This window comes from Leifsonia sp. NPDC058194 (genome assembly GCF_042883605.1).
Lineage (GTDB): Bacteria > Actinomycetota > Actinomycetes > Actinomycetales > Microbacteriaceae > Leifsonia.
The window spans coordinates 35,806-57,022 of the sequence record NZ_JBHVVL010000004.1 but is presented as its reverse complement, the minus strand read 5'-3'; the positions used below and the strand labels follow the sequence as shown (position 1 = coordinate 57,022).

Here is a 21,217-nt window from a genome sequence, read left to right as displayed (position 1 = left end):
CTCCCATCCCGCTTCACCGCCCGGTCGGGGCGGACGGCAGCTCCGGGACCGCGACGACATCGAGATCGTCGAGGTGGGGCAATGCGGCTCGGGCCTTTCGCAGCGCATCGTCGGCGATCGCCCGCGCCTGCGGCAGCGACACGTCCCCGACGGCGATCGTCACCGCGCCGTGGAGCCGGTGGCCCGTCCAGCGCAAGCGGGGCGACGCGGAGGCGTCGACACCCGGCGTCCCGTCGATGGCGTGCTCGAGACGATGCGCGAGCTCGGGTTCGATGCCGTCCATGAGCCGCCGGCCGATGCTGCGGACCGTTCCCGCGAGCAGGACGACGATCGCAGCGGAGATCAGGAGGCCGACGATCGGGTCGGCGAGCGGGAATCCGAGCAGCACTCCGATCGCCCCGACCACCACGGCCAGGGAGGTGAAGCCGTCGATGCGCGCGTGGACCCCATCCGCGACGAGCGCGGCCGAGCCGATGCGCTGGCCGACCCGGATCCGGTAGATCGCGACCGCCTCGTTGCCGAGGAATCCGATGACGCCGGCCGCGATCACCCATCCCAGGTTGTGCAACGGCTGGGGACTGAAGAAGCGCTCGACCGACTGCCAGGCGGCGATCACGGCCGACGCGGCGACGACGACGATGATGAAGAGCCCGGCCAGATCCTCGGCGCGCCCGAAGCCGAACGTGTACCGACGGGTCGGCGCACGCCTCCCCAGCACGAACGCGACCCAGAGCGGGATGGCCGTGAGGGCGTCGGAGAAGTTGTGCACCGTGTCGGCCAGGAGTGCGACCGAACCGCTGATGAGCACCACGACGAGCTGGAGGACCGTCGTGCCGAGCAGCAGGAAGAGGCTGATCTTCAGAGCGCGGACGCCCTCGGTGCTGGCCTCCAGCGCGTCGTCGATCGAGTCGGCCGCGTCGTGGGAGTGGGGCACGAACAGGCCGTGGAGCACGCCCTTCAGTCCGGAGGGGTGGGAGTGAGCGTGGTCATGAGCGTGGTCATGAGCGTGGTCGTGAGCGTGGTCGTGGCCGTGCTCGTGCGTCACTCCGCATCCGTTCCCGGCTCGCCGTCCTGCCGGTGGTGGTGGCGCGGGGTCCCGCCGAGGGAGTGCTCGGCCTGGAGGATCGCGTCGGACACCAGGCGGCTCGCGTGCTCGTTCTCGAGACGGTAGAAGACTCGCTGGCCGTCCTGGCGCGTCGCGACGATCCTGGCCAGGCGGAGCTTGGCCAGGTGCTGCGAGACCGCCGCCGGGGATTTGTCGACGATGTCGGCCAGATGGTTCACCGACAGTTCCCCGGAGTCGCGCAGCGCCAGGACGATCCGCACCCTGGTCGCGTCGGCGAGCATCCCGAACACCTCGACCGCGAGTTCCACGTACTGACTATCAGGGAGACGCCCGCATATCGGCTTATCTGCATGCATACGCAGATTAAAGATCACTGCGCCGTCAGATGCAAATCAGCGCAATCCTTCGATCCGGGTGAGGTCCTCGCGGAACCGCTCGGGCTCCTCGTCGGCAGCCGGCGCCGGCGCGTCCAGCGCTCCCTCCAGCGAGCCGTCGGCGTCCGCGGCGAGCGACGCGAAGACGGGATCGAGATCCCGCTGCTCCTCCCCTGTCTCAGCCGAGAGCTCGAAGGTCTTCCGCACGGCGTCCGGGCTGCTCAGGCTGTCGACCAGCACGCGGGCGATCTCGTCGCGGGCGATCACGCCGTCGGCGGGGGTGCCCGACTGATGGAGGTCGCCCTGCAGCATGACGATGCGCCGCTGGCCGGCGTCGTTGTAGTCGAACCAGCCGGGCCGGACGATCGTGTAGTCGTTGCCGCTCGCGCGCACGAGCGCCTCGCCGCGACGCTTCCACGCGGCGTACGGAACACCCGGACGGGTGGTGCCGACCGCCGTCATCAGCGCGATGCGCACCCGTCGGTCGCCGAGTGCGTCCAGGATGTTCGCGACGCCGGCGTAGTCGATGTCGCGGACATCCTGCTCCCGCGTGGTCGAGCCGTGGGTGAACACGATCGCGTCCACACTCGCGACGGCGTCGGTCACGGTCGCCGGCAGCGTCAGGTCGCCCACGACGACCTCCACTCCCCCGGGCAACGTGCGCGCCCGGGCAGGGTCGCGCACGAGGGCACGCACTGCGAAGCCCCGTCGCACGGCCTCCGCCGCGACCAGGCGGCCGATACTTCCCGTGGCGCCGACGAGGAGGACGGTGGGGGGCGGTGTGGTCATGGCTGGTCCTTCCAGGTCTCGTGTCGAGGTTACGCTGCGCCCCGGCCACGTGGGAGGCCCTGCCGTTACCGGGGGCGGGACTACGGCCCACGGCACCCGTGACTAGAGCATCGTCTCCTGCGGCACGCGCCCCGGCGTGTACGACTCGATGCTCCAGGACCCCGGCGCGAAGTCGTCGGTGATGAACTCGCTGATCTCGCCCGACGCGGCGATGTAGAAGCCGTCGTCGCGGATCTGCTTCCAGGCGGTGGAGGCTTCGTTCACCGTCGCGTAGACGCCGAACGAGACCTGCATCTCGCCGGTGTACTGCCAGAGCACGTGGACGTCGTGTGCGCGCATTCTCGACCCTTTCGGACGCACGGGTTGGATGGGCGGCCACGTCGATGTACGCGTCGACGGGCCAGGACCCGTGCGCGAGCGAGGTGCGCGATCGCTCGATGCTCCCGGGCGAGGTCTGGGCCCGGTGTCCGACAGGGTACGGCACAGCGACGGTCCGGTGGAAGAGGCACTGGGAACGACCCTCCGATCACCCCGCGAGGTCGATCGCGGCGAGACGCAGGGGGTCGGCGAGCACCTCGAGGCCGACGATGCGGCCCGCGGCGTCGAGCTCGAAGGCCATGAGCGAGACCACGCGGCCGTGCAGCACCGCCGCGACACCCGGGCGGCGGCCGATCAGCACGGGGACGGAGTGCGCGGCGAGGCGCGCCGCTCCGGTCGCGGAGGCGGCGATCTCGGCAGCGCCGTCCAGCCGCACCGTCGAGGAGCCGTAATCGGCGGTCAGGACGGCGCGCTCGTCGAGCAGGCTCAGCAGGCCGGCGAGGTCGCCGTCCTGCACGGCACGGAGCCACGCCGCGACGACCTCCCGGCTCCGAGGGCCATCGGTTCGCGGTGCGACGTCGTTCGCGCGCACGCGCCGTCGCGCCCGCGAGACCAGCTGCCGGGTCGCAGCCGGCGAACGACCGACGATCTCCGCGATCTCGTCGAACGGCTGACCGAACACGTCGTGCAGCACGAACGCGAGACGCTCCGTCGGCGAGAGGAGGTCGAGCACGGTCAGCAGGGCGACGGCCACGCGCTCGTTGCCCGCGACGATCGCGGCGGGGTCGGCCTCCGGCCCCGCGGCCGAGACCGAGACCTCCCACGGTTCGACGGCCCACCGATCGGTCTTCACGACCCGGGCGGAGCGCAGCACGTCGAGACTCAAGCGCGACACGACGGTCGTCAGCCAGGCGTCGAGGTTCTCGATCGCGTCCGTATCGGCGAGGGCGAGCTTGAGCCACGCGTCCTGCAACACGTCGTCCGCCTCGGCCGACGAACCCAGCATGCGGGTCGCCACGGCGCGCAGTCGGGGACGCCGGAGCTCGAAAGCCTCGGCGAGCGCCTCCTCATCGATCGACATCGTCACATTCTCCTTCGTTCGCCCGTCCCTCCATAAGACGGGGCGCACGGCCCCGATGTGACGAAGGAGAGACCATGACCCGCACCATTCTCGTGACCGGCGGCACCGGCAACCTCGGCCGCCACGTCGTCCCGCTGCTCGTGGGGCGCGACCTGCACGTCCGCATCCTGACCCGTCACGCCCGGCCCGCGACCGAGGGCGTCGAGTTCGTGGTCGGCGACACGGTGGCGGGCACCGGCCTGGCCCCGGCGCTGGCGGGTGTCGATGTCGTGCTCCATCTGGCGGGAGGCCCGAAACACGACGACGTCGGCACCCGGCATGTGGCGGAGGCCGCGCGCACCGCCGGTGTCGGGCACGTCGTCCTCATCTCGGTGATCGGCGCGGAGAGCATGCCGATCGGCTACTTCCGGCGCAAGGCCGAATCGGAGCGCGTGCTCGCAGAGTCGGGCGTTCCCTGGACGGTGCTGCGGGCCGCGCAGTTCCACGACTTCGCACGCGGGATGGCCGGCGGGATGGCACGGCTCCCCGTCGTGCCGATCATGAAGGACGTCCGGCTCGAACCGGTCGCCGTGGAGGATGTCGCCGCGCGTCTCGCCGCGCTCGCGGTCCAGCCTCCCGCCGGGCGCGTGCCCGATCTCGCGGGACCCGAGGTCCGCACCCTGGAGGAGCTGATCGACGACCTGCCCGGACGCCGCCACCCCCACCTCCGCTTCGGACTGCCCGGCTCCGTGGGACGCGCCTACCGCGCCCAAGCCAATCTCGCGGGCGCGGACGCCGATCGGGGGCCGGGCACCTGGCGCGAGTACCTGGAGGCGTTGCCTGCGTGAGCCCGACCGGGATGCACTCTCCGGTCTAGGCTAACGCCGCCGGCGACACGGCGTGCGCCACCCGCTCGACGACGAGGACGGCGCCGATCCCGATCATCGCGAACCCGGAGACCCGCGAGACGACGCGTGCCGCGAGCGGTCTGGCCGACAGCACCCGCTCGGCCGCGAATCCCACGGCGAAGTAGACGATCGCGCAGTTGACGACGTGGACGGCGCCGAGGAGGGCGATCTGGGCGGCGACGGGAGCGGCGGCCGTCACCGAGGTGAATTGCGGCAGCACCGCCAACGTCAGCAGGAGCAGCTTGGGGTTGAGGGCGCTGACACCGAACCCGCGCACGAGCCAGTGCCGCGCGGAGCCGTCGTCCACCGCGTCGGCGGCCCGGGGCGCGGAGCTGCGACGCAGCACGCCCCACCCGAGCCACAGCAGGTACACCGCACCGGCGAGGGTGAGCACGGTCAGCGCCATCGGGAACCGGGCGATCACCGCGCCGACGCCGGCCGCCACGATCGCGATGACCACGACATGACCGAGCAGGAGCCCGCAGACGGCGGGCACGACGCGGTGCCTCAGACCTCCGGAGATCGCGTACGCCCAGTCCGCCCCCGGCGTGACGATGAACAGCAGCGAGATGCCTCCGAACGCGACGATCGCCGATACGGACATGTCCACTCCTTCCCCGAACCACGGTGTCGAGGGAAGATTAGGTGGGAATCGGCAGAAGGTGGTTCCAAGTTTTGTGCGAAACCAGCCCAGGAGTGGAAACAATGAGATGATCGACGCGATCGACTGGAAGATTCTTGCCGAGCTGCAGCAGGATGGCCGGCTCAGCATCACCGAGCTCGCCGAACGGGTCGGCCTGAGCACCTCCCCCGCTCACCGCCGGCTGCGCACACTCGAAGCGGACGGAGTCATCTCCGGCTACCACGCCGACGTCGATCTCACGCTGCTCGGCTTCGGTTTCGAGACACTGCTCTTCGCGACGATGCGCGTGACCGACAAGTCGAGCATCGAAGCGTTCGAGTCCGCCGTCGCGGAGGTCCCCGAGGTGCTGCAGGCACAGCGTCTCTTCGGCGACCCCGACTATCTGCTGCGGGTGGTCTGCCTCGACCTGACCGCTTTCCAGGAGCTGTACGACAGGACGCTCTCGAACCTCCCGGGCGTCGGCCGGCTCGAGACGACCCTCGTGATGAAGAACGTGGTGGCGGGGCGTTCGCTGCCGCTCCGGCCGTGACGTCGAGCCCGGGGTCCCGCCGCCGTCGCCGTCGCCGTCAGCGACCCGAGAGGTCCTCCCGCAGGCTGCCGAAGATCGTCCAGACCGAGTTGCGCTTGTGCGGGGTGTTCGCATCGCTCATCGGGATGACGAGCTCCAGCCCGTCGCGGTAGAGCGCGCGCACGGTGAAGCGGCCGGGCCACTCGGCCGTGTCGTCGGCTCCGACGGAGGGGGCGCCTCCGGAGACCTCCAGCCGCTCGAGGTCGGAGCGCCGGTGGACCCGCGTCGTCACGTCCGCGTTGCGGCTGAGCCGCGAGAACACGGCCTCGATCGTCGTGACCGTGCCCGCGGTGAACGCGCCGACGCGCACCCGGACGATCTCGGCGGTCGCCTGGCTGCTCGCACCGAGGTACGTCACCTCGCTCTCGCCGACCGCGAGCGCGACCCCGGTCACGATGGAGCCGAGAAAGGTGGGCGGGGTCCCGTCCAGAGCCGTCGGCCCGATCTCCTCCGAGATCATCCGGCCGATCGAGTCGCGCGAGATCTGCATCGTGTGTCCTTTCCCGGCCGACCTTGCATCGGCTCCCAGACGAGTATCCGCCCTCTGCCCGCCTCGGAGAAGCGGCTCCCGGCCTTCTCGGTCTCTCAGGCTCCCGGGCGGTACGCCAGCAGCTGTGCGAGGAGGACGGACGCGGGGTCTCCGTCCACGGCCGTGACGACGTCGATGTTCGCCGGTCGTGCGCCGTCCGGCGAGGTGCGTCCACGGGTCGCCTCCCGCGACGTGTCGACGTCCAGGCCCGTCACGCGCACCTCGCTCGGCACGCTGTCGCCGGTGACGATCATCGAGGCGAGCGGGTCGTGGAGGGCCGCTCGGCGCACCGCGGTGACACTGGCGTAGAAGTCGAGGTAGCGGTCGAGCATCGCCGCGAGCGCCGAGTGATACGCAGTGCCTGCTCCCGCGAGGGCGCGCTGCGCCTCCACGTCGAAGCCGTGCTGCAGGGTGACATCGAGCGGCACGAGGGTGATCCGCCAGTCCGCGGCGAAGACCGCCTCGGCCGCCTCCGCGTCGTTGTGGATGTTGGCCTCGGCGGCGGGAGTGATGTTGCCCGGCACCCAGACCGCGCCGCCCATGATGGTGAGGCTCTTGACCAGTGCGGGCAGCTCCGGGTCGAGCTCGAGGGCCCTCGCGAGGTTCGTCAGCGGCCCGATCGCCAGCACGTCGACGGCGCCCGGGTGCTCACGCACCGAGGCGATCAGCAGTTCGGGCCCGGTGAGGTCGCTCACCGGCTGGGCCGCCTCGGGAAGGACGACGTCGCCGACCCCGTTGCCGCCGTGCACGTGCGGCGCTCCCCCGTGGAACTCGCCCGCGAGCGGGTGGTGCTCGCCGATCGCGACGGGGATGCCGCCCTCGGCCCCGGCCTCGGCGCCGGCCAGCGCGAACAGGCCCAGCGTGTTGGCCGCCGCTTGAGCGGCGGAGGTGTTGCCGCTGACGGTGCTCACTCCGACGAGCTGCACCCGGGGATGCGCGAGGAGGTGGGCGATGGTGAGGGCGTCGTCGATCCCCGTGTCGCAATCGAGGTGGACGAATCGGGTTTCCGGCATGGAGGACACCCTAGAGGAACAGGGTGCCCGCCGCCGAGACGACACCGGATCCGGTCAGGGCGACGCGATCCCCGTCGACGGTGACGAGGATCCGGCTGGCACGCCCCATCGACCGGCCCTGCTCGATCACGATGGTCGAGGCGCCGGCCGTGCGGCCGCCGGACGCGAGACCGTCGCGCACCAGCCGCGCGGCCAGGGGACCCGCTGCGGTGCCCGTAGCCGGATCCTCCGCGATGCCGACGGTCGGGTTGAAGAAGCGGGCGTACGCGTGCATGCCCGAAGCACGGTCGACAGCGGTCGTGTACAGGTAGCACCCCTCGGCGCCCGCGCCCGCGAGCACGGCTTTCAGAGCGGCGTGGTCCGGCACTGCCGCGTCGACCGCCTGCACGCTCGACGCGGGCACGAGAAGGTGCTCGGCGCCGGTGGATCCGACCTCGGGCCGACCGTCGGCGGAGAGGCCGTCGACACCGATTCCCAGGGCCGCGGCGAGCGCCTCCGTCGGTGCGGTGCGCCTGGGGAACCGCGGCGCGGACTGCTCCATGGTCACGCGAACGACGCCGTCCGCTCCTCCGACGGTCGCGTGCACGGGGAGCAGGTCGTCGCCGATCTGCTGCACGAAGTCCGCACGCCCACGTTCGAGACGTCCGCTGCCGGCCAGCCAGATCCAGGCGCCCATCGCGTTGTGGCCGGCGCCGCCGACCTCCACCCCCGCGGGCGTGAAGGACCGCAGCCGCACCTCGGCCCGCGGGTCGCCCGGGAGGCACACGAACGTGGTCTCGGACTGGTTGAACTCGCGGGCGATGGCGCGCAGCTGCTCGTCCGTCAGTCCGTCGGCGTCGGGCACGAGCGGGAGGGGGTTGCCCTCCAGCGGGCGCTCGGCGAAGACGTCGATCCAGAAGAACGGGATTTCCATCGCCCTATCCTGCCCGCCCGTGCCCGTCTCCGCCTCAGCTCCGGCGACGGCGCGTGCGCATCGACGTGCGTGCGATCAGTCCGAGCCCGACCAGCAGCGCGCCGAGCAGTGCGAGCGGCACGAGGTCCGACCCCGTGTCGGAGAGCGTCGCCGCCTCCGGATCGAAGGTGTTGGTCACCGTGATGTCCACCGCGACGCCGTCGCCGACCGTCACCGTGCCCGTCGCCGTGTCGCCGCTGTTGGGCGTGATGGAGGTGGAGGCCGCCCCGCCGGCATCCGTCTCGGTGAGACTGCAGCGGGCGCCGGTGGGCAGATCCGTGTAGGTCGCCGTCAGTCCGGGGCGCGCGAGGGTGCGGTCGGCGCCGCCCGGGATGACGACGGGAGCGGGCAGGCCGTCCACGGTCGCCGTGCAGACCAGGTGGACGACGAACGGTCCGGTCGCGTTCGCTGCGCCCGCGCCGTCCAGCTTCTTCGTCACCGTGATGGACCCGACGTCGAACGTGTTCACAGCGGTCAGGGTGACCGTCTCGCCCGGCACCACGGTCACGGGCCCGGCGGGCTGCCCGTCCGCATCGAGCACGGTGCTCGCGGTCGCGCCGCCCGTTCCCGTCTCGCGGAGGATGCAGGTCGCGTCGGCGGGGAGCAGCGTGTAGTCGGCCGCATACCCGTTCGCGTCCTCGAGGGTGCGGGTCGCGCCGCCCGGGATGACGACCGGCGCCGGGAGGCCGTCGACCGGACGGACACAGGTCAGGGTCACCGTGAACGGTCCGGCACCGTAGAGCGCAGCACCCGGGCCCTGACGCACTTTGTCGACGTGGATGGAGCCGGCGAGGAAGGTGTTCGTCGCCGTCACCGTCACGGTCGTGCCGTCGCCGATGGTCACCTGGCCGGGGTCGACGACCGAGGCGTTCGCCCCTCCCGTGCCCGGCTCGGTCACGGCGCAGACGGATCCGGCGGCGATGTCGTCGATGGTGGCCTGCAGCGGGCGGTTGCCGCCGAGCACGACGGGTCCGTCCCAGGTGGTCCGGCTGCCCGAGGCGTCGTCGAGCGTGCAGGTGACGTGCAGGAGGAACGGCCCGGCTCCGAAGTCCGGGGCGCCCGGACCCTCGACCGCCTTGATCAGCTGCAGCGAGCCGACGCCGAACGCGTTCGCGATGGCGACGGTGTTCGTCGGGTCGCCTCCCGCGTCCGGAGTCAGGACGACGGTCGTCGCTGTGCCGTCGGTCGGTCCTGTGGTCCCGCCTGACGTGGTCGTGGTGACGGTCGTGCTCGTCGCGCCCTTCGCGTCGGTCTCCGTCACGACGCAGGACGCTCCGGCGGGCAGGCCGCCGAGCTCCAGCGATCCGCCGTCGGAGAGATCCGCCGTCATCGGCGTCGTCGGGCCGTAGCCGGTCGCGTAGACGGTATCGCCGAGGTACGTGCACTCGACGGTGACCGTGAACGGGCCGTACGGGATCGGGGTGCCGTCCTGGTCGACGGCGGCGGAGTCGACGGCCTTGGTCACGATCAGACCGGCCAGCTCGTAGACGTTCGTGACCGTGATCACCGCCGCGGGGTCCGCATCGGTTCCGACCGTGGCGGTCGTCGAGGTCGTCGAGGTCTGGCCCGCGTCATCCTCGACGAAGGTGCACTCGGCGCCCCACGGCAGCCCGTCGATGGTCGTCGGCGTGCCGGGTGTCAGCGTCACCGGGACGGGATCGAGGGTCACGCCCGCCGAGACGCACTGGAGCGTGCCCGTGAAGGTCCCCGGCGCGAAGCCGGCGCCCGCACCCGTCACCTGCTTTTCGATCGACAGCGGTCCGGTGGCCAGTTCGACCCCGACCTTGTTGCCCTCGGTCTGGGCGGTGACCGTCGGAGTGCCGTTGATGTTGACGACGCCCGCGACGGCGACCGTGTTCCACGCGATCGGGTCGTCCGTGCCGGTGGGCGGCACCGCCGGGGTCCGGGTGGTCACGTCGATGCCGATCGCGCCGCCCGGCGCAATCGTCGGCGCGAACGTGACGACGAACTTGAGGCCGGTCACCGTGGCCGGGTCGGCGGAGCCGTCCCAGAGCGTCCACGCCCCGGGCGGGCACGCGGTGCCCGTGGTCGCGAGGTCGTCCGTGCAGGGCTGCGCGTCGGTCGTGTAGTACTCCTCCATCGTCGCGCCGGCAGGTGCCGAGGCGAGCGTGGAGGTGCCGGTGTATGTCGGCCGGAATTCGGAGCCGCGGGGCAGCGGGGTCAGCGCGCCCGTGTCGCCGGGGGTCGGCAGCTTGTCGATCGCGACCATCCTGTCCATCGGCAGGGTGCCGGTGTTGATCAGGTTGAGCCGCCACACCTCCGTGCCGCCCGGCTTGGTGATGGGGACGCAGGGGCCCGCGTAGAAACCGTCGGCGTCGGCGACGCAGTTCGGCACGGCGGGGTTCGTCGGGTCGACGCCGAGTTCGGTGTCGGTCGCCCGCACCGTCTTGATGCCGCGGAGCGCGCCGGCCGTCTCCACCGTGACCGTCGTATCCGTCGAGCACGCTCCGGTCGTGGGGTCGAGGGTTCCCCCGCAGGAGTCGAACGGCCGATCGCCCGCGACGTCCAGCGTGTTGGTGACGTTCGTCCCCGCTGGCAGACCGGTGCGGAACATCAGGGCGACGGTGATCGTGTAGGTCTGGCCGACCTCCAGCACCGTCCCCGGCGGGAACGTGAACTGGATGCGCCCGCCGGCCTGGCTCACGGTCGCCGTCACCTGCGAGCCGTCGGTCGGCATGGGCGGACCGCTCGGCGGCACCGGTGCCGCCCCGGCGAGGGCGTATGTGTACGGAGAACTGCCGGGCGCCGCGAACGGGTCGAACACGAGCAGCGGCCCTGTGGCATCGGTCGGGATCTGGTCGGTGATGACCGGATCGGTGACCGCGATCGCGCCGGTGTTCGTCACCGTGAGGGTGTACGGGATGACCGAGCCCGGTTGCTGCACGCCGGCCGGCGTCTTCGACACGTCCACCGAGCTGACCGCGTGGAGGTACTGCTCGGTCGCCGTGGCGGAGTCGGTGGCACGGAAGGGCGGGCCTCCCGCGTCGAACGTGCCCTGAACGGAGGCTTCCAGGGTGTTGGTGAACGTGCCGGCCGCCGTCTCGCCCGGCGCGGGCGTGTTCGTCGACAGGTCGCTCGGCACGGCACCGCCGGTGTGCAGGTCGGCCCGGCGCTGCATGCTCAGCTCGACGGACTGGGTCGGCGTCGGCTGTAGCAGGTCGCCGTTCTCCTGCGCGAAGAAGAACCACAGGCCTTCGACCTGGTCCGGGGTCACCCCCGGCGGCAGCGGGTTGGCGTTGGCCTCCGCCTCGGTGAGGATCGAGCCCTGCACCCAGCGGCCGCCGTCGTTCTCGCAGTCCGCGGTCGGGTCGGCCCAGGTGCGTCCGACGCAGGCGTCGATGACCACGCGGTCGATGGGCGAGGTGAGGACGAGCGGTGTCGCGAATCCCTTGAAGTCGAAGGCATTCCAGAAGGTGCCGGTGTCGTCGATGAGCGTGATCGTGCGGGCGCGGATGGTGCCGCCCGGGGTTCCGGTCAGCGTGACGGTGACCGGCGAATCGTCCGGCTCGGTCTGCTGAGCCGGGCTGATGGTCTTCTCCGCCGTCACGGTCAGCGTGCCGTCGTCGAGCTGGATCGACGCCGACGCATCCGTGGTCGGCGTACCGCCGGGCGCACCGCCCTGGTCGGCGACCCCCGCCTCGGCCGTGTTCGGCACCGGCGAGTCGTCGGCCGCCGTGACCGGGGCGCCGCCGGTGCGGTGCGTCGCGCGCAGCCGGGTGTCGAACACGACAACGGAGGTCGCCCCCGCGTCGATGCGTCCGGTGCTGGCGACGCGCACGCCCACGACGTCCTGCATGTCCTCCGGCGTGAGAGCGAGAGCCTCGTCGATCGAATACGGAGTCTCCACACCGACGGCGTTCGTCAGGTACACGGTCGTGCTGGTCGCGCCGGAGGGCACCGAGATGCTCTCGAACTTGACCAGATCGAAGATCTCGAACGGGTTCGACGCGCTTCCGGGCGAGGGATCGGTGATCGCCAGGCTGTCGACGTTCGACGCGGTGGTGTTCGTCGCGGTCAGCGTGATCCGGCCGGACGGATAGAGGGTGGGGTCCGTCCCCGCTTGCGGGATGCCGAGCGGACCGCCCTGCCAGGTCTTGTCGAGGGTCACATTGAGGGGCACGTCGAGCAGCCGGACGATGTCGGAGGCGGTATCGGTGACTGTCGAGCCGTCGATCGACGAGGTGCCCGTCGCACGCGCAGTGTTTGCGATCTCGCCGGCCAGGTCGGTGTTGTAGATCCGCGTCGCGACCACCGGGTCGGGGTTCTTCTGCGGAGCGCGTACGTCGTCGCGGAGCTGGAACGTCAGCACGATCGCGCGGTCGTTGCCGGTCGACCGGGCGACGCCCGAACCGACCGGAGGCGCGGTCGGGTCGCCGGCCGAGGCAGCCGCACGCGCCGGGCTCTCGGCGTACGTCATCCGCACCCCGACGGTGGAGGCACGCTCGGCCGCGGTCAGGGTCACGCCGGGGAACGTTCCCACGCAGGCCGACGGGCACGGGTCGTTGGCCGCGTCCACCCACGCTGTGCCGTTGTAGAGCTGCACGGAGGTGATCTGGTCGTACTTCAAGTGGGGATCCTGTGCGGCGGAGATCGCCGGGATGCCGACGAGATCGAACGCGTTGAAGACCGACTGCGAGACCGGGGTGGTCGTGGGATCCGCTGCGTCGGAGATGACCATCGACGACAGGTTGGCGCGGCCTCCCGTCGACCAGTTCAGCGTCGCGGTGGTCTGGGCGTCGCTGCGCGCCGTGAGCACCTTCGGCGCGGCCCACGCCTTGTCGAGGAAGTCGTCGCCACCCGGCAGCCCGCCGGCGATGAGGTCGACGACGGGGCACGGCGACGGGATGACGGCGTTCGCGGTCTCGCCCCCGACGCCCGTGGCCGACGAGGCGGCACAGTTCTCGATGGTCTGGTCGGTCCCGGTCGCAGGTCCCGTGCCGTCGCGCAGCTGGTCGCGCAGCGACATCGTCACGTTCGGCTGCACCGTCGTGCCGGGAGGGAAGGTCGTGCCGTTGATCGGGGTGTAGACGAAGCGCAGACCCTGGATCTGGTCCTGGAGGCCGGCGGGGATGTCCATCGAGAATGCAGGAGGCGTGGTCGGTCCGGTGATGCCGACCGCGCCCGGCAGGTCCACCCACTGCGTGCCGTCCCAGTATTGGATGGTCATGCTCGCGTTCGCGGGCACCGCGGTCTGCGTGATCGCCGTGGCGTCGAAGTGGTTCCACCAGTCGGTGAGCGCGGGCGGGTCGCCCGGCGGGTCCTGCACGATGATCGTGTCCGCATCCACCGTCGACTGCGGGAACGGCGCCGTCGACGCCGGGAGCTGGACGGTGACATACTCCCCCGGGCTCGACGCGATCTCGTTCGGGCTGATCGTCTTGCCGATCGTGGTGTCCAGGCGCGTGGTGTAGATGGTCAGGTCGGCGGTCGCGTCCGCGGTGCCCGTCGTGTTCTGCTCCGATGTGCCGTCCACCGTCTGCGTGTTCGTCAGGGTGAGCTGATCCGTCGTGATGGACTCGTCGGTGTCGAGGGTGAACGGGATGCTCGCGCTGGCGCCCGGCGGCATCGATCCGGTGAAGGTGACCGAGAAGCGCGTGACGGTCTTCGCCGGATCCGGCGGCGGGATCGTGCCGGGGTTCGGGGAGGTGATCTCCTCGTCCGTGCCGTCCGCGTAGTAATAGTGGACGGTGACCCCGGTGGCCCCCGCGGGCGCGGTGATCGTGCCGAAGCCGCCGAACGACGTCCCGGCCGGGAACGTCCCGCCGGCGGACGGCTCCGTGAAGGTCAGGTCGGTGAGCGGCACCGCGCTCTGGTTCGTCCCGCCGAGGGTCACCGTCGTCGGTTTGCCCGCCACAACGGTCGACGGGGAGAACGCCTTGGTCGCACCGACCGTGACGACGCTGGACTGGATGGTGTAGTCGGCGTCACCGGTCCCGGTCGCCGTCTCGCCGCCCAGCGCGACCTCGCTCTGCACGGTGTTGTCGACCACCACGGCGCCGGGCAGTTCGGAGACGTTCTCGCGCTGCTCGAGGTTCACCTGCGCGGACGCGGTCGACCCAGCGGGGATCTTCTCGCCCGTCGAGCTCGTGAACGTGTAGCGCACTCCGAACACGCCGTCCGCGGGCGGACTCGACGGCAGCACCGCGGTCGGGCCCGGTGTGCCGAGCACCCACTGCGTGCCGTCCCACACATCCACCTGCACCTGATCGGTGGGAGGCGGGAAGGTCACGGCGCCGAGCGACGTCGCCGCCAGGTGATCGAACGGGTTCGGGGTGGCGGTCGGGTCCGGCGGGTCGGTCAGCACGATGCTGTCCACTCCCGCGTTCGACGTGTTGGTCCCGTTCAGGGTGAGCGTCGTGGGCGTGCCGGGGTCGGCGGGAGCACCGGCCGGGTCGTACGCCTTGGTCGCGGTCGTGGAGAGGTCGAGCGGGATCTGCGGCGTCACCGGCGCGGAGGAGTCCGCCGGCGCGATCTGGTTGGTCGCGGTCAGCTCCCCGTTGTTGGTGATCGGGACGCCGTTCTGCTCGTACGGGACGTCGTCGCGCAGGCGGACGGTGATGGTCACGACGCCCGTCGCGGACGCCGGCAGGCCGATCGCGCCCGGCGGGTCGTCGAGCGGCGAGTTGAAGACGACGGTCACATCCTGACCCGAGACGACCGGCTCCTCCGCGTCGAGACCCGTCCCGACCGAAACCCCGACGATCTCGAACTCGGGCGGGACCGAGTCGGTGAGAGTGGCATTCGTGCAGCCGGTGCCGACATCGACGGCCGAGCACCCCACCTCGAGTGTGTAGGTGAACGTCTGGCCCGGCACGACGACGGTCGCGGATGCCGTCTTCGTCAGCGAGAGCTGGCTCGGCCCTTCGGCGGATGCGGAGACCGCGGCGAGGGGCACCATCGCGATCACGAGGAGGGCCGCGAGCGCACCACCGGCCCACCGGGCCGCCCGGGATCGTCTTCCCAGCCTCATCGCCATGCCACCGAACCCCCGTTCGTGTCACCGTTGCTCGGAAGCCTACGAGCACCCACGACGGTCGATCTAGACCCCTATCACCGGTCGCCTCCCACTCAGCAACCTCCGCTCAGCAACCGACGCTCACGGCAGCACGATCTCGAAGTCGGGATCGCCGGCGTCGAGCACGGCCGTCAGCTGGTCGAGGATGCCGAGGTCGCCCTCCACCGCCAGCCCGTCGGAGGTCGTGTCCCCGCCCGCGAGGCGCAGGAACCGCGGCTTGCTGAGGCTGAGCCGCAGCGGCGTCGTGCCGTCCGGCTCCTTCTCGACGTAGATCAGGACGCCGTTGCGGAGCGTGATGTGGAAGCTGCGCCCCAGGTCGGTGAAGGTGACGTCGAACGCGAGGTCGAGGTCCCACGCCTTCGGCCCGTCGACCGTGATGGAGACCGCGTCGAATATCTGCTCGGGCGAGAGCTGGGCGAGGATGGCGGGCGCGTCCGTGGTCGTCGGCGTGCCGAAGTTGCCTTCGCGCAGCTCGGTCGCGCCGGAGAGGAAGAAGTTGCGCCACGTCCCGTTCTCCGCGCCGTACCCGAGCTGCTCCAGGGTGTCCGCGTAGAGCGTCTTCGCCGCCGCGTTGCCCGCGTCGGCGAACACGGCGTGATCGAGCAGAGTCGCCGCCCACCGGAAGTCGCCCTCGTCGAAAGCCTGCTGCGCCAGCTCGATCACCCGCTCCACGCCGCCGATCGCCGCCACGTAGCGTTCCGCCTGAGCCTGGGGCGGGTGCGGCCAGAGCCGGGCCGGGTTGCCGTCGAACCAGCCCATGTACCGCTGGTAGATCGCCTTCACGTTGTGCGAGACGGACCCGTAGTAGCCGCGCGTGCTCCATTCGGCCTCCAGTGCCGGCGGCATCCGGAAGTCCTCGGCGATCTCCGCCCCGGTCAGGCCCTTGTTGAGCTGTCGGAGCGTCTGGTCGTGCAGGTAGCCGTAGAGATCGCGCTGCACGCCGAGGAAGTGGACGATGCGGTCGCCGCCCCAGGTCGGCCAGTGGTGGGAGGTGAACAGCACGTCCGCCCGATCGCCGTAACGCTCGATCGCCTCGGAGAGGTAGCGCGACCACACGTGCGGGTCGCGCACGAGGGCGCCGCGCAGCGTCAGGAGGTTGTGGAGCGTGTGCGTCGCGTTCTCCGCCATGCAGAGCGCCCGATAGCGCGGCAGGTAGAAGTGCATCTCGGAGGGCGCCTCGGTGTTCGGCGCCATCTGGAACTCGAACTCCACCCCGTCGATGGTGTGCGTCTCCCCGGTGTCGCGGACATCGATCGTGGGGACGAGGATGCCCGGGGTGCCGGTGGAGGTGGTCTGCCCGAGTCCGGCGCCGACCTGTCCCGAGGGTCCGCGGTCGAGCGCGGCCCCGTACATGTACCCGGCACGGCGCGCCATCGCGGTACCGGCATACACGTTCTCGGCGATGGCGTGCTCGAGGAAGCCATGCGGGGCGATGATGTCGACCCTCGGGCTGTCGGGGTCGGCCGGGTCGACGATGCCGAGCACCCCGCCGAAGTGGTCGATGTGGCTGTGCGTGAAGACGACGGCGACGAGCGGGCGGTCCCCGCGGTGCTTCCGGTACAGCGCCAGCGCCGCCTTGGCGGTCTCGGCAGAGATCAGCGGATCGACGGCGATCACGCCGCTGTCCGACTCGATGAACGACATCACCGACAGGTCGAGCCCCCGCACCTGGTAGAGGCCCTCGACCACTTCGAACAGACCATGTCTGGCGACCAGCTTCGACTGCCGCCACAGGCTGGGGTTCACGGTGCCCGGCGCCTCGCCCTGCACGAAGTCGTACGTCGACGCGTCCCACACCACCTCGCCGGCCTCGTTGCGGATGGCCGGATCGTCGAGCGTCCCGAGGAACCCGCGCTCGACCGCATCGAAGTCCGCGGTGTCGGCGAACGGGAGGGAATCGGAGAGGCCGCGGTGCGCGGCCTCGATCGACGGGGTGGGGTCCTTCTGCTGCATGCCGGCTCCTTCATCGAGAGTGCTTGTGCCGATCATCGCCAATCGGGGCGGAGAGCGTCTAGTGGCTGATCCCAACTCATAAGGTGGATGGGTGCACCCGTCAGAGAACAGTCCCGTGACCACACCTGACGTGTCCGCGGGGCCGCGCGTGCCGCAGGTCTTCTGGATCGGCCTCGTCGCGTGCGTCGTCTACGTCGCCCTCGCCGCCGGTGTCGCCAACCTCCTGGGCGACCTCTTCGGCGGCGGGTCCGAAGCCGGCGACTTCGCGCTGACGCACTACACGGTGCTGCCCGTCCTCATCGTCGGCGGCCTCCTGTTCCTCCGCTGGTCGGGGTGGTGGGCGCAGACCTGGTCCGTGCCGTCCGCCGGGCGGACGCAGCCGCGCCGGTGGTGGATGCTCAGCATCCCGGTGCTCCTGCTCGCGCAGTCCGTCATCGTGCTGGCCATCGCCCCCTGGGGTGCGCACAGCGTCGGCACCATCGTGGTCGTCCTGGTCGGCACGGCGATGGTCGGCTTCGGTGAGGAGCTGTTCTTCCGCGGCATCCTGCGCGTGAGCGTGCGCGCCCACCACGGGGAGCTCGTGACCCTGCTCGTCACGAGCGCGCTGTTCGGTGCGGCGCACGTGCTCGGCAGTGTGATCGCAGGCCTCCAGCCCGCGTTCATCCTGTTGCAGGTCACCACCCTCGCGATGGACGGAGCCCTCTACTACGGCGTCGTGCGGGCGACCGGCCGGCTGTGGATCGCAATGGCGCTGCACGCTCTGACGGACTTCTCGCTCTATGTGAGCGGCAGCGACGTGTCGCACAGCGGATCGACCGACGCGAACATCTCCCCCGCGAACGTCGTCATCCAGTTCGTCCTGGGAGCCCTGTCGCTCGTACTGGTGATCAGCTGCATCCGTCAGGACCTCCTCGAGCGCCGGAGGCGCCGCGAGGCCACGACCGTCTGACGTCACCGGGCGCCCCGGCTTCTCCCGTCGAGGCCCCTCCGCTACCGTGGAACCCGAACACATCGGAGGGGGATCTGGATGGTGCACGCTCGGCGAGGGAGCACTCGCAGGACGATCTGGGCGCGGGTCACGGGATCGGCGCTGTCGACCCTCCTGGTCGCCGGAGCGCTGATCGCGGGAGCCGGTGCATCCCCGGCGAGCGCGGACTTCACCTCGCAGTGCGCCGCCCCGACCCGCACCGTCGCCGCCGGAGCCACCTCGATCAGTGTGGCCGCCGGTGAGACCGTGCTCGTCGCCGCGGACTTCACCGGCGGCGTCGACGCGCTGCCGGCGGGATCGACCCTCTGCGTCGGCGCCGGTGCGACGCTCACCGGCTCGTACCTGAACAACCCCGCGGGCGCGCTGGTCGTCGCGAGCGGTGCGACGCTTGTGATGCCGAGCGTCGCCGTCAACGCCGGGTTCTCGCTCGACGTCGAGGGGACCGCGACCTTCGCCGGCCTCGCGATGAACGGCAACGGGATCGTGACGGTCGCCTCCGGTGCCCGCTTCACCGTGAACGGATCGCTGTCGTCCGCCGCGGGCTCCTTCCAGAACTCCGGGACCTTCACGGTCCAGGGCGCGTTCGACCTGAACAGCGGTGTCGCGTTCGACAACAGCGGCATCCTGTCCGTGCACGGCGGCGCCGCGATCAGCGGCCCCCTGACGAACTCCGGGATCGCCGGCTTCCAGCAGGGGCTCACCATCAACAGCTCCGGCGCTCTGCAGAACACGTGCGCGATCAGCGCGACCGGGGACCTGATCAACAACAGCGCGAACGCGAGCAACGCCGGGCTCGTGATCGCCAGCGGCGTCTTCACGAACAACGGCGGCGCGACCTGGGCGCAGTCGAACCGCGGCGTCGCGCGCGCTGCGGGCCTCCGCGACGACGGCGCGATCGTCGGGCTCGGCCGGTACAGCTTCAGCGGCACGACCTCGGTCCAGGGCAGCTTCACCGGTGCCTCCGCCGCCGATCCGATCACCGTCCAGTCGGTCGCTCCCGCGGGCCAGATCTTCGACACGGCGACCGGCTCGGTGACGAACACCGTGCGCGGCACCGTGAACCTGCTCGACCCGTTCCCGAGCTGCGGGGCGTCGACGACGCCGTCCGCCGACGTCGAGGTGCAGAAGGTCGGCCCGGCGACAGTGCTCGAGAACGGCACCGTGACGTACACCGTGACCGTCGTGAACCACGGACCCGGCGCGGCCGACGACGTGGTGCTCAGCGACACCCTCCCGGCCGGATTCGCCCTCGACCCGGCGTCGACCACCGGTACCGTCAACGGCGGCGTGCTGAGCTGGCAGGTCGGCACCCTGGCATCCGGGGCGAGCGCCACCTTCACGTTCTCCGGCACGGCCACGGCCCCCGCCGGGACCGTGCTCGTCAACACAGCGCGCTCGACCTCGTCGACCCCGGACACGGCGCCCTCCAACAATGACGGTTCGTCCGCGGGCTCCACCGTCGACACCGAGGTGATCGCCGTCCCGCCGCCCGTGAACAACCCGCCGGTGGCCGACGATCTGGTCCTCGACACCTCGACCGGACTGCTCGCGCTGGGCCGCGTGACCGCGACCGACCCCGACGCCGGTCAGAAGCTGACCTACAGCACTGTCACCCGCCCGGCGCACGGGAGCATGTACTTCTCCAGCACCGGCGGCTTCGTCTACGTCTCCGACAACGACTTCAGCGGCGTCGACACCTTCGAGTACCAGGTCTGCGACAACGCCTCCCCGACGCCCGCGTGCGACACCGCGACGGTGACGATCAATGTGTACCCGCGGGCTCTCGCGGACGCTGCGCAGACGTTCGAGGACACGCCCGTCACCATCCCGCTGACGGACAACGACACGGCGGGCGCGCCCCTCGACGGCACGGTCGTGACCGGCCCGCTACACGGGACGGTCTCGCTCGATCCGGCCACGGGCGACGCGGTCTACACACCCGATGCCGGATACACCGGCCAGGACGCCTTCGACTACCGCATCTGCTCCCCCACCGCGCCTGACCTGTGCGCGACGGCCCACGTGACGATCGACGTCCTCCCGCCCAACGTCCCGCCGACGATCGACCCGTTGACGCAGGTCACCACGACGAACGTCGCGACGACCGACACGGTGACCACCGACGACGCGAACCCCGACGCCGTGCTCACCGATTACCAGGGCGTCCCGCCGCGCAGCGGTGTCGCGTCCGTCGCACCCGACGGGACCGTGGTCTACACGCCCCGCACCGGCTTCGCCGGCCGTGACGAGTACACCGTGATCGTCTGCGACGACGGCACCCCGCAGCTCTGCGCGACCGGGGTGGTCCACGTCGAGGTCTATCCCGTCGCGACGCCTGACTCGGCCGTCACGGCACCGGGCACCGCCGTCGACATCGACGTGCTCGGGAACGACGACGGCACCGTGGATCCCCCGACCATCGCGACCCCGCCCGGACACGGGACCGTGACCTTCACCGGTGGCGTCGCGCACTACGTGCCGGCGCCCGGGTTCTCGGGCACGGACACCTTCCGCTACACGATCTGCGCCAACGGCCAGCCCGACCTCTGCTCGACCACCACGGTGACGGTGACCGTGCAGCCCGCGGTCGTCGTCCCGCCGGTCGGCCCCGGCGGATCCGGTGGATCAGGAGGTTCCGGGCCGGCAGGCGGCACCGGGAGCGGTCTGGCCGACACCGGCTCCGACGCGACGGGGCCGCTGGTCCTGGGCCTGACCGTTCTGGCGGCCGGGATGGTGCTGGTCGCTAGTCGACTGCGGCGTCGCCGCCGCGCCTGAGGCTCCGGGCTCTGAAGACGCCGAAGCCGGCGAGCGCTTTCACGGCGAACGACGACCCGAAGACGAGCCCGAGCGTGATCATGAGCACACGGTTGTGCCGCGTGAGCCATCCGGACAGGGCGTCCAGGATGACCGCCGAGCGGCTCGGCGCGAGCTGCACGGGGACGACGGCAGCGCCGACGATCAGAGGTGCGAGCGTCGTCCACAATCCCACGCCGGCCGCTTCCCTCCCCCGAGTCGTCCAC

Annotated in this window: 16 protein-coding genes; 4 read left to right on the top strand and 12 right to left on the bottom strand. The window is 71.1% G+C overall.

Going from position 1 to position 21,217, the window contains the following annotated elements; genetic code table 11:
• Positions 1 to 13 precede the first annotated feature (13 nt).
• The 5 genes from ACFVU2_RS15200 to ACFVU2_RS15180 all read right to left on the bottom strand — a co-directional run bounded on the left by ACFVU2_RS15200 (position 14) and on the right by ACFVU2_RS15180 (position 3,628).
• The gene (locus ACFVU2_RS15200) at positions 14 to 1,045 is read right to left on the bottom strand and encodes a cation diffusion facilitator family transporter (protein WP_387875894.1); all 1,032 of its coding nucleotides are present in this window, start codon (positions 1,043 to 1,045) and stop codon (positions 14 to 16) included.
• Positions 1,042 to 1,422 carry an ArsR/SmtB family transcription factor gene (locus tag ACFVU2_RS15195; RefSeq protein WP_387875891.1) on the bottom strand — a complete coding sequence of 127 codons (381 nt, stop codon included), beginning with the start codon at positions 1,420 to 1,422 and terminating at the stop codon, positions 1,042 to 1,044. The genes ACFVU2_RS15200 and ACFVU2_RS15195 overlap by 4 nt, the downstream gene beginning before the upstream one ends.
• A gap of 36 nt (positions 1,423 to 1,458) precedes the next feature.
• Positions 1,459 to 2,229 (bottom strand): SDR family oxidoreductase, encoded by a 771-nt coding sequence (locus ACFVU2_RS15190; RefSeq protein ID WP_387875890.1) that lies wholly within the window; start codon positions 2,227 to 2,229, stop codon positions 1,459 to 1,461.
• Positions 2,230 to 2,331: 102 nt separating this feature from the next.
• A complete protein-coding gene (locus ACFVU2_RS15185) occupies positions 2,332 to 2,568 on the bottom strand; it encodes a hypothetical protein (RefSeq protein WP_387875888.1) in 237 nt (78 codons plus the stop codon).
• Positions 2,569 to 2,755: 187 nt separating this feature from the next.
• Positions 2,756 to 3,628: a sigma-70 family RNA polymerase sigma factor gene (locus tag ACFVU2_RS15180; protein WP_387875887.1), complete on the bottom strand. Its 873-nt coding sequence runs from the start codon at positions 3,626 to 3,628 to the stop codon at positions 2,756 to 2,758.
• A 74-nt stretch (positions 3,629 to 3,702) separates the two neighbouring features.
• Here ACFVU2_RS15180 and ACFVU2_RS15175 point away from each other — a divergent pair, with 74 nt between their 5' ends.
• Positions 3,703 to 4,455 carry an SDR family oxidoreductase gene (locus tag ACFVU2_RS15175; protein ID WP_387875884.1) on the top strand — a complete coding sequence of 251 codons (753 nt, stop codon included), beginning with the start codon at positions 3,703 to 3,705 and terminating at the stop codon, positions 4,453 to 4,455.
• A 25-nt stretch (positions 4,456 to 4,480) separates the two neighbouring features.
• Here ACFVU2_RS15175 and ACFVU2_RS15170 read toward each other — a convergent pair whose 3' ends face one another.
• Positions 4,481 to 5,119, bottom strand: a complete 639-nt coding sequence (locus ACFVU2_RS15170; RefSeq protein ID WP_387875883.1) for a LysE family translocator — start codon at positions 5,117 to 5,119, stop codon at positions 4,481 to 4,483.
• 106 nt (positions 5,120 to 5,225) lie between these two features.
• On the opposite strand from ACFVU2_RS15170, the gene ACFVU2_RS15165 reads away from it, so the two are divergent.
• Complete coding sequence (locus ACFVU2_RS15165) at positions 5,226 to 5,687, top strand: Lrp/AsnC family transcriptional regulator (protein ID WP_387875880.1); 462 nt, start codon at positions 5,226 to 5,228, stop codon at positions 5,685 to 5,687.
• 37 nt (positions 5,688 to 5,724) lie between these two features.
• On the opposite strand, the gene ACFVU2_RS15160 is transcribed toward ACFVU2_RS15165, so the two are convergent.
• From ACFVU2_RS15160 to ACFVU2_RS15140, 5 genes are all read right to left on the bottom strand, one after another.
• Positions 5,725 to 6,216, bottom strand: a complete 492-nt coding sequence (locus ACFVU2_RS15160) for a hypothetical protein (RefSeq protein WP_387875878.1) — start codon at positions 6,214 to 6,216, stop codon at positions 5,725 to 5,727.
• A 95-nt stretch (positions 6,217 to 6,311) separates the two neighbouring features.
• Positions 6,312 to 7,268: a nucleoside hydrolase gene (locus tag ACFVU2_RS15155; protein WP_387875876.1), complete on the bottom strand. Its 957-nt coding sequence runs from the start codon at positions 7,266 to 7,268 to the stop codon at positions 6,312 to 6,314.
• Positions 7,269 to 7,278: 10 nt separating this feature from the next.
• Positions 7,279 to 8,181 (bottom strand): PhzF family phenazine biosynthesis protein, encoded by a 903-nt coding sequence (locus ACFVU2_RS15150; protein ID WP_387875873.1) that lies wholly within the window; start codon positions 8,179 to 8,181, stop codon positions 7,279 to 7,281.
• 34 nt (positions 8,182 to 8,215) lie between these two features.
• Complete coding sequence (locus tag ACFVU2_RS15145) at positions 8,216 to 15,217, bottom strand: DUF5979 domain-containing protein (RefSeq protein ID WP_387875871.1); 7,002 nt, start codon at positions 15,215 to 15,217, stop codon at positions 8,216 to 8,218.
• A 120-nt stretch (positions 15,218 to 15,337) separates the two neighbouring features.
• Positions 15,338 to 17,209 carry an alkyl/aryl-sulfatase gene (locus ACFVU2_RS15140; protein ID WP_387875868.1) on the bottom strand — a complete coding sequence of 624 codons (1,872 nt, stop codon included), beginning with the start codon at positions 17,207 to 17,209 and terminating at the stop codon, positions 15,338 to 15,340.
• 115 nt (positions 17,210 to 17,324) lie between these two features.
• Between ACFVU2_RS15140 and ACFVU2_RS15135 the strand changes: the two genes are divergently transcribed.
• Complete coding sequence (locus ACFVU2_RS15135) at positions 17,325 to 18,158, top strand: CPBP family intramembrane glutamic endopeptidase (RefSeq protein ID WP_387875866.1); 834 nt, start codon at positions 17,325 to 17,327, stop codon at positions 18,156 to 18,158.
• Positions 18,159 to 18,236: 78 nt separating this feature from the next.
• Positions 18,237 to 20,972 carry an Ig-like domain-containing protein gene (locus tag ACFVU2_RS15130; protein ID WP_387875863.1) on the top strand — a complete coding sequence of 912 codons (2,736 nt, stop codon included), beginning with the start codon at positions 18,237 to 18,239 and terminating at the stop codon, positions 20,970 to 20,972.
• On the opposite strand, the gene ACFVU2_RS15125 is transcribed toward ACFVU2_RS15130, so the two are convergent.
• Complete coding sequence (locus ACFVU2_RS15125) at positions 20,941 to 21,186, bottom strand: hypothetical protein (RefSeq protein WP_387875860.1); 246 nt, start codon at positions 21,184 to 21,186, stop codon at positions 20,941 to 20,943. The genes ACFVU2_RS15130 and ACFVU2_RS15125 overlap by 32 nt on opposite strands.
• Positions 21,187 to 21,217 lie beyond the last annotated feature (31 nt).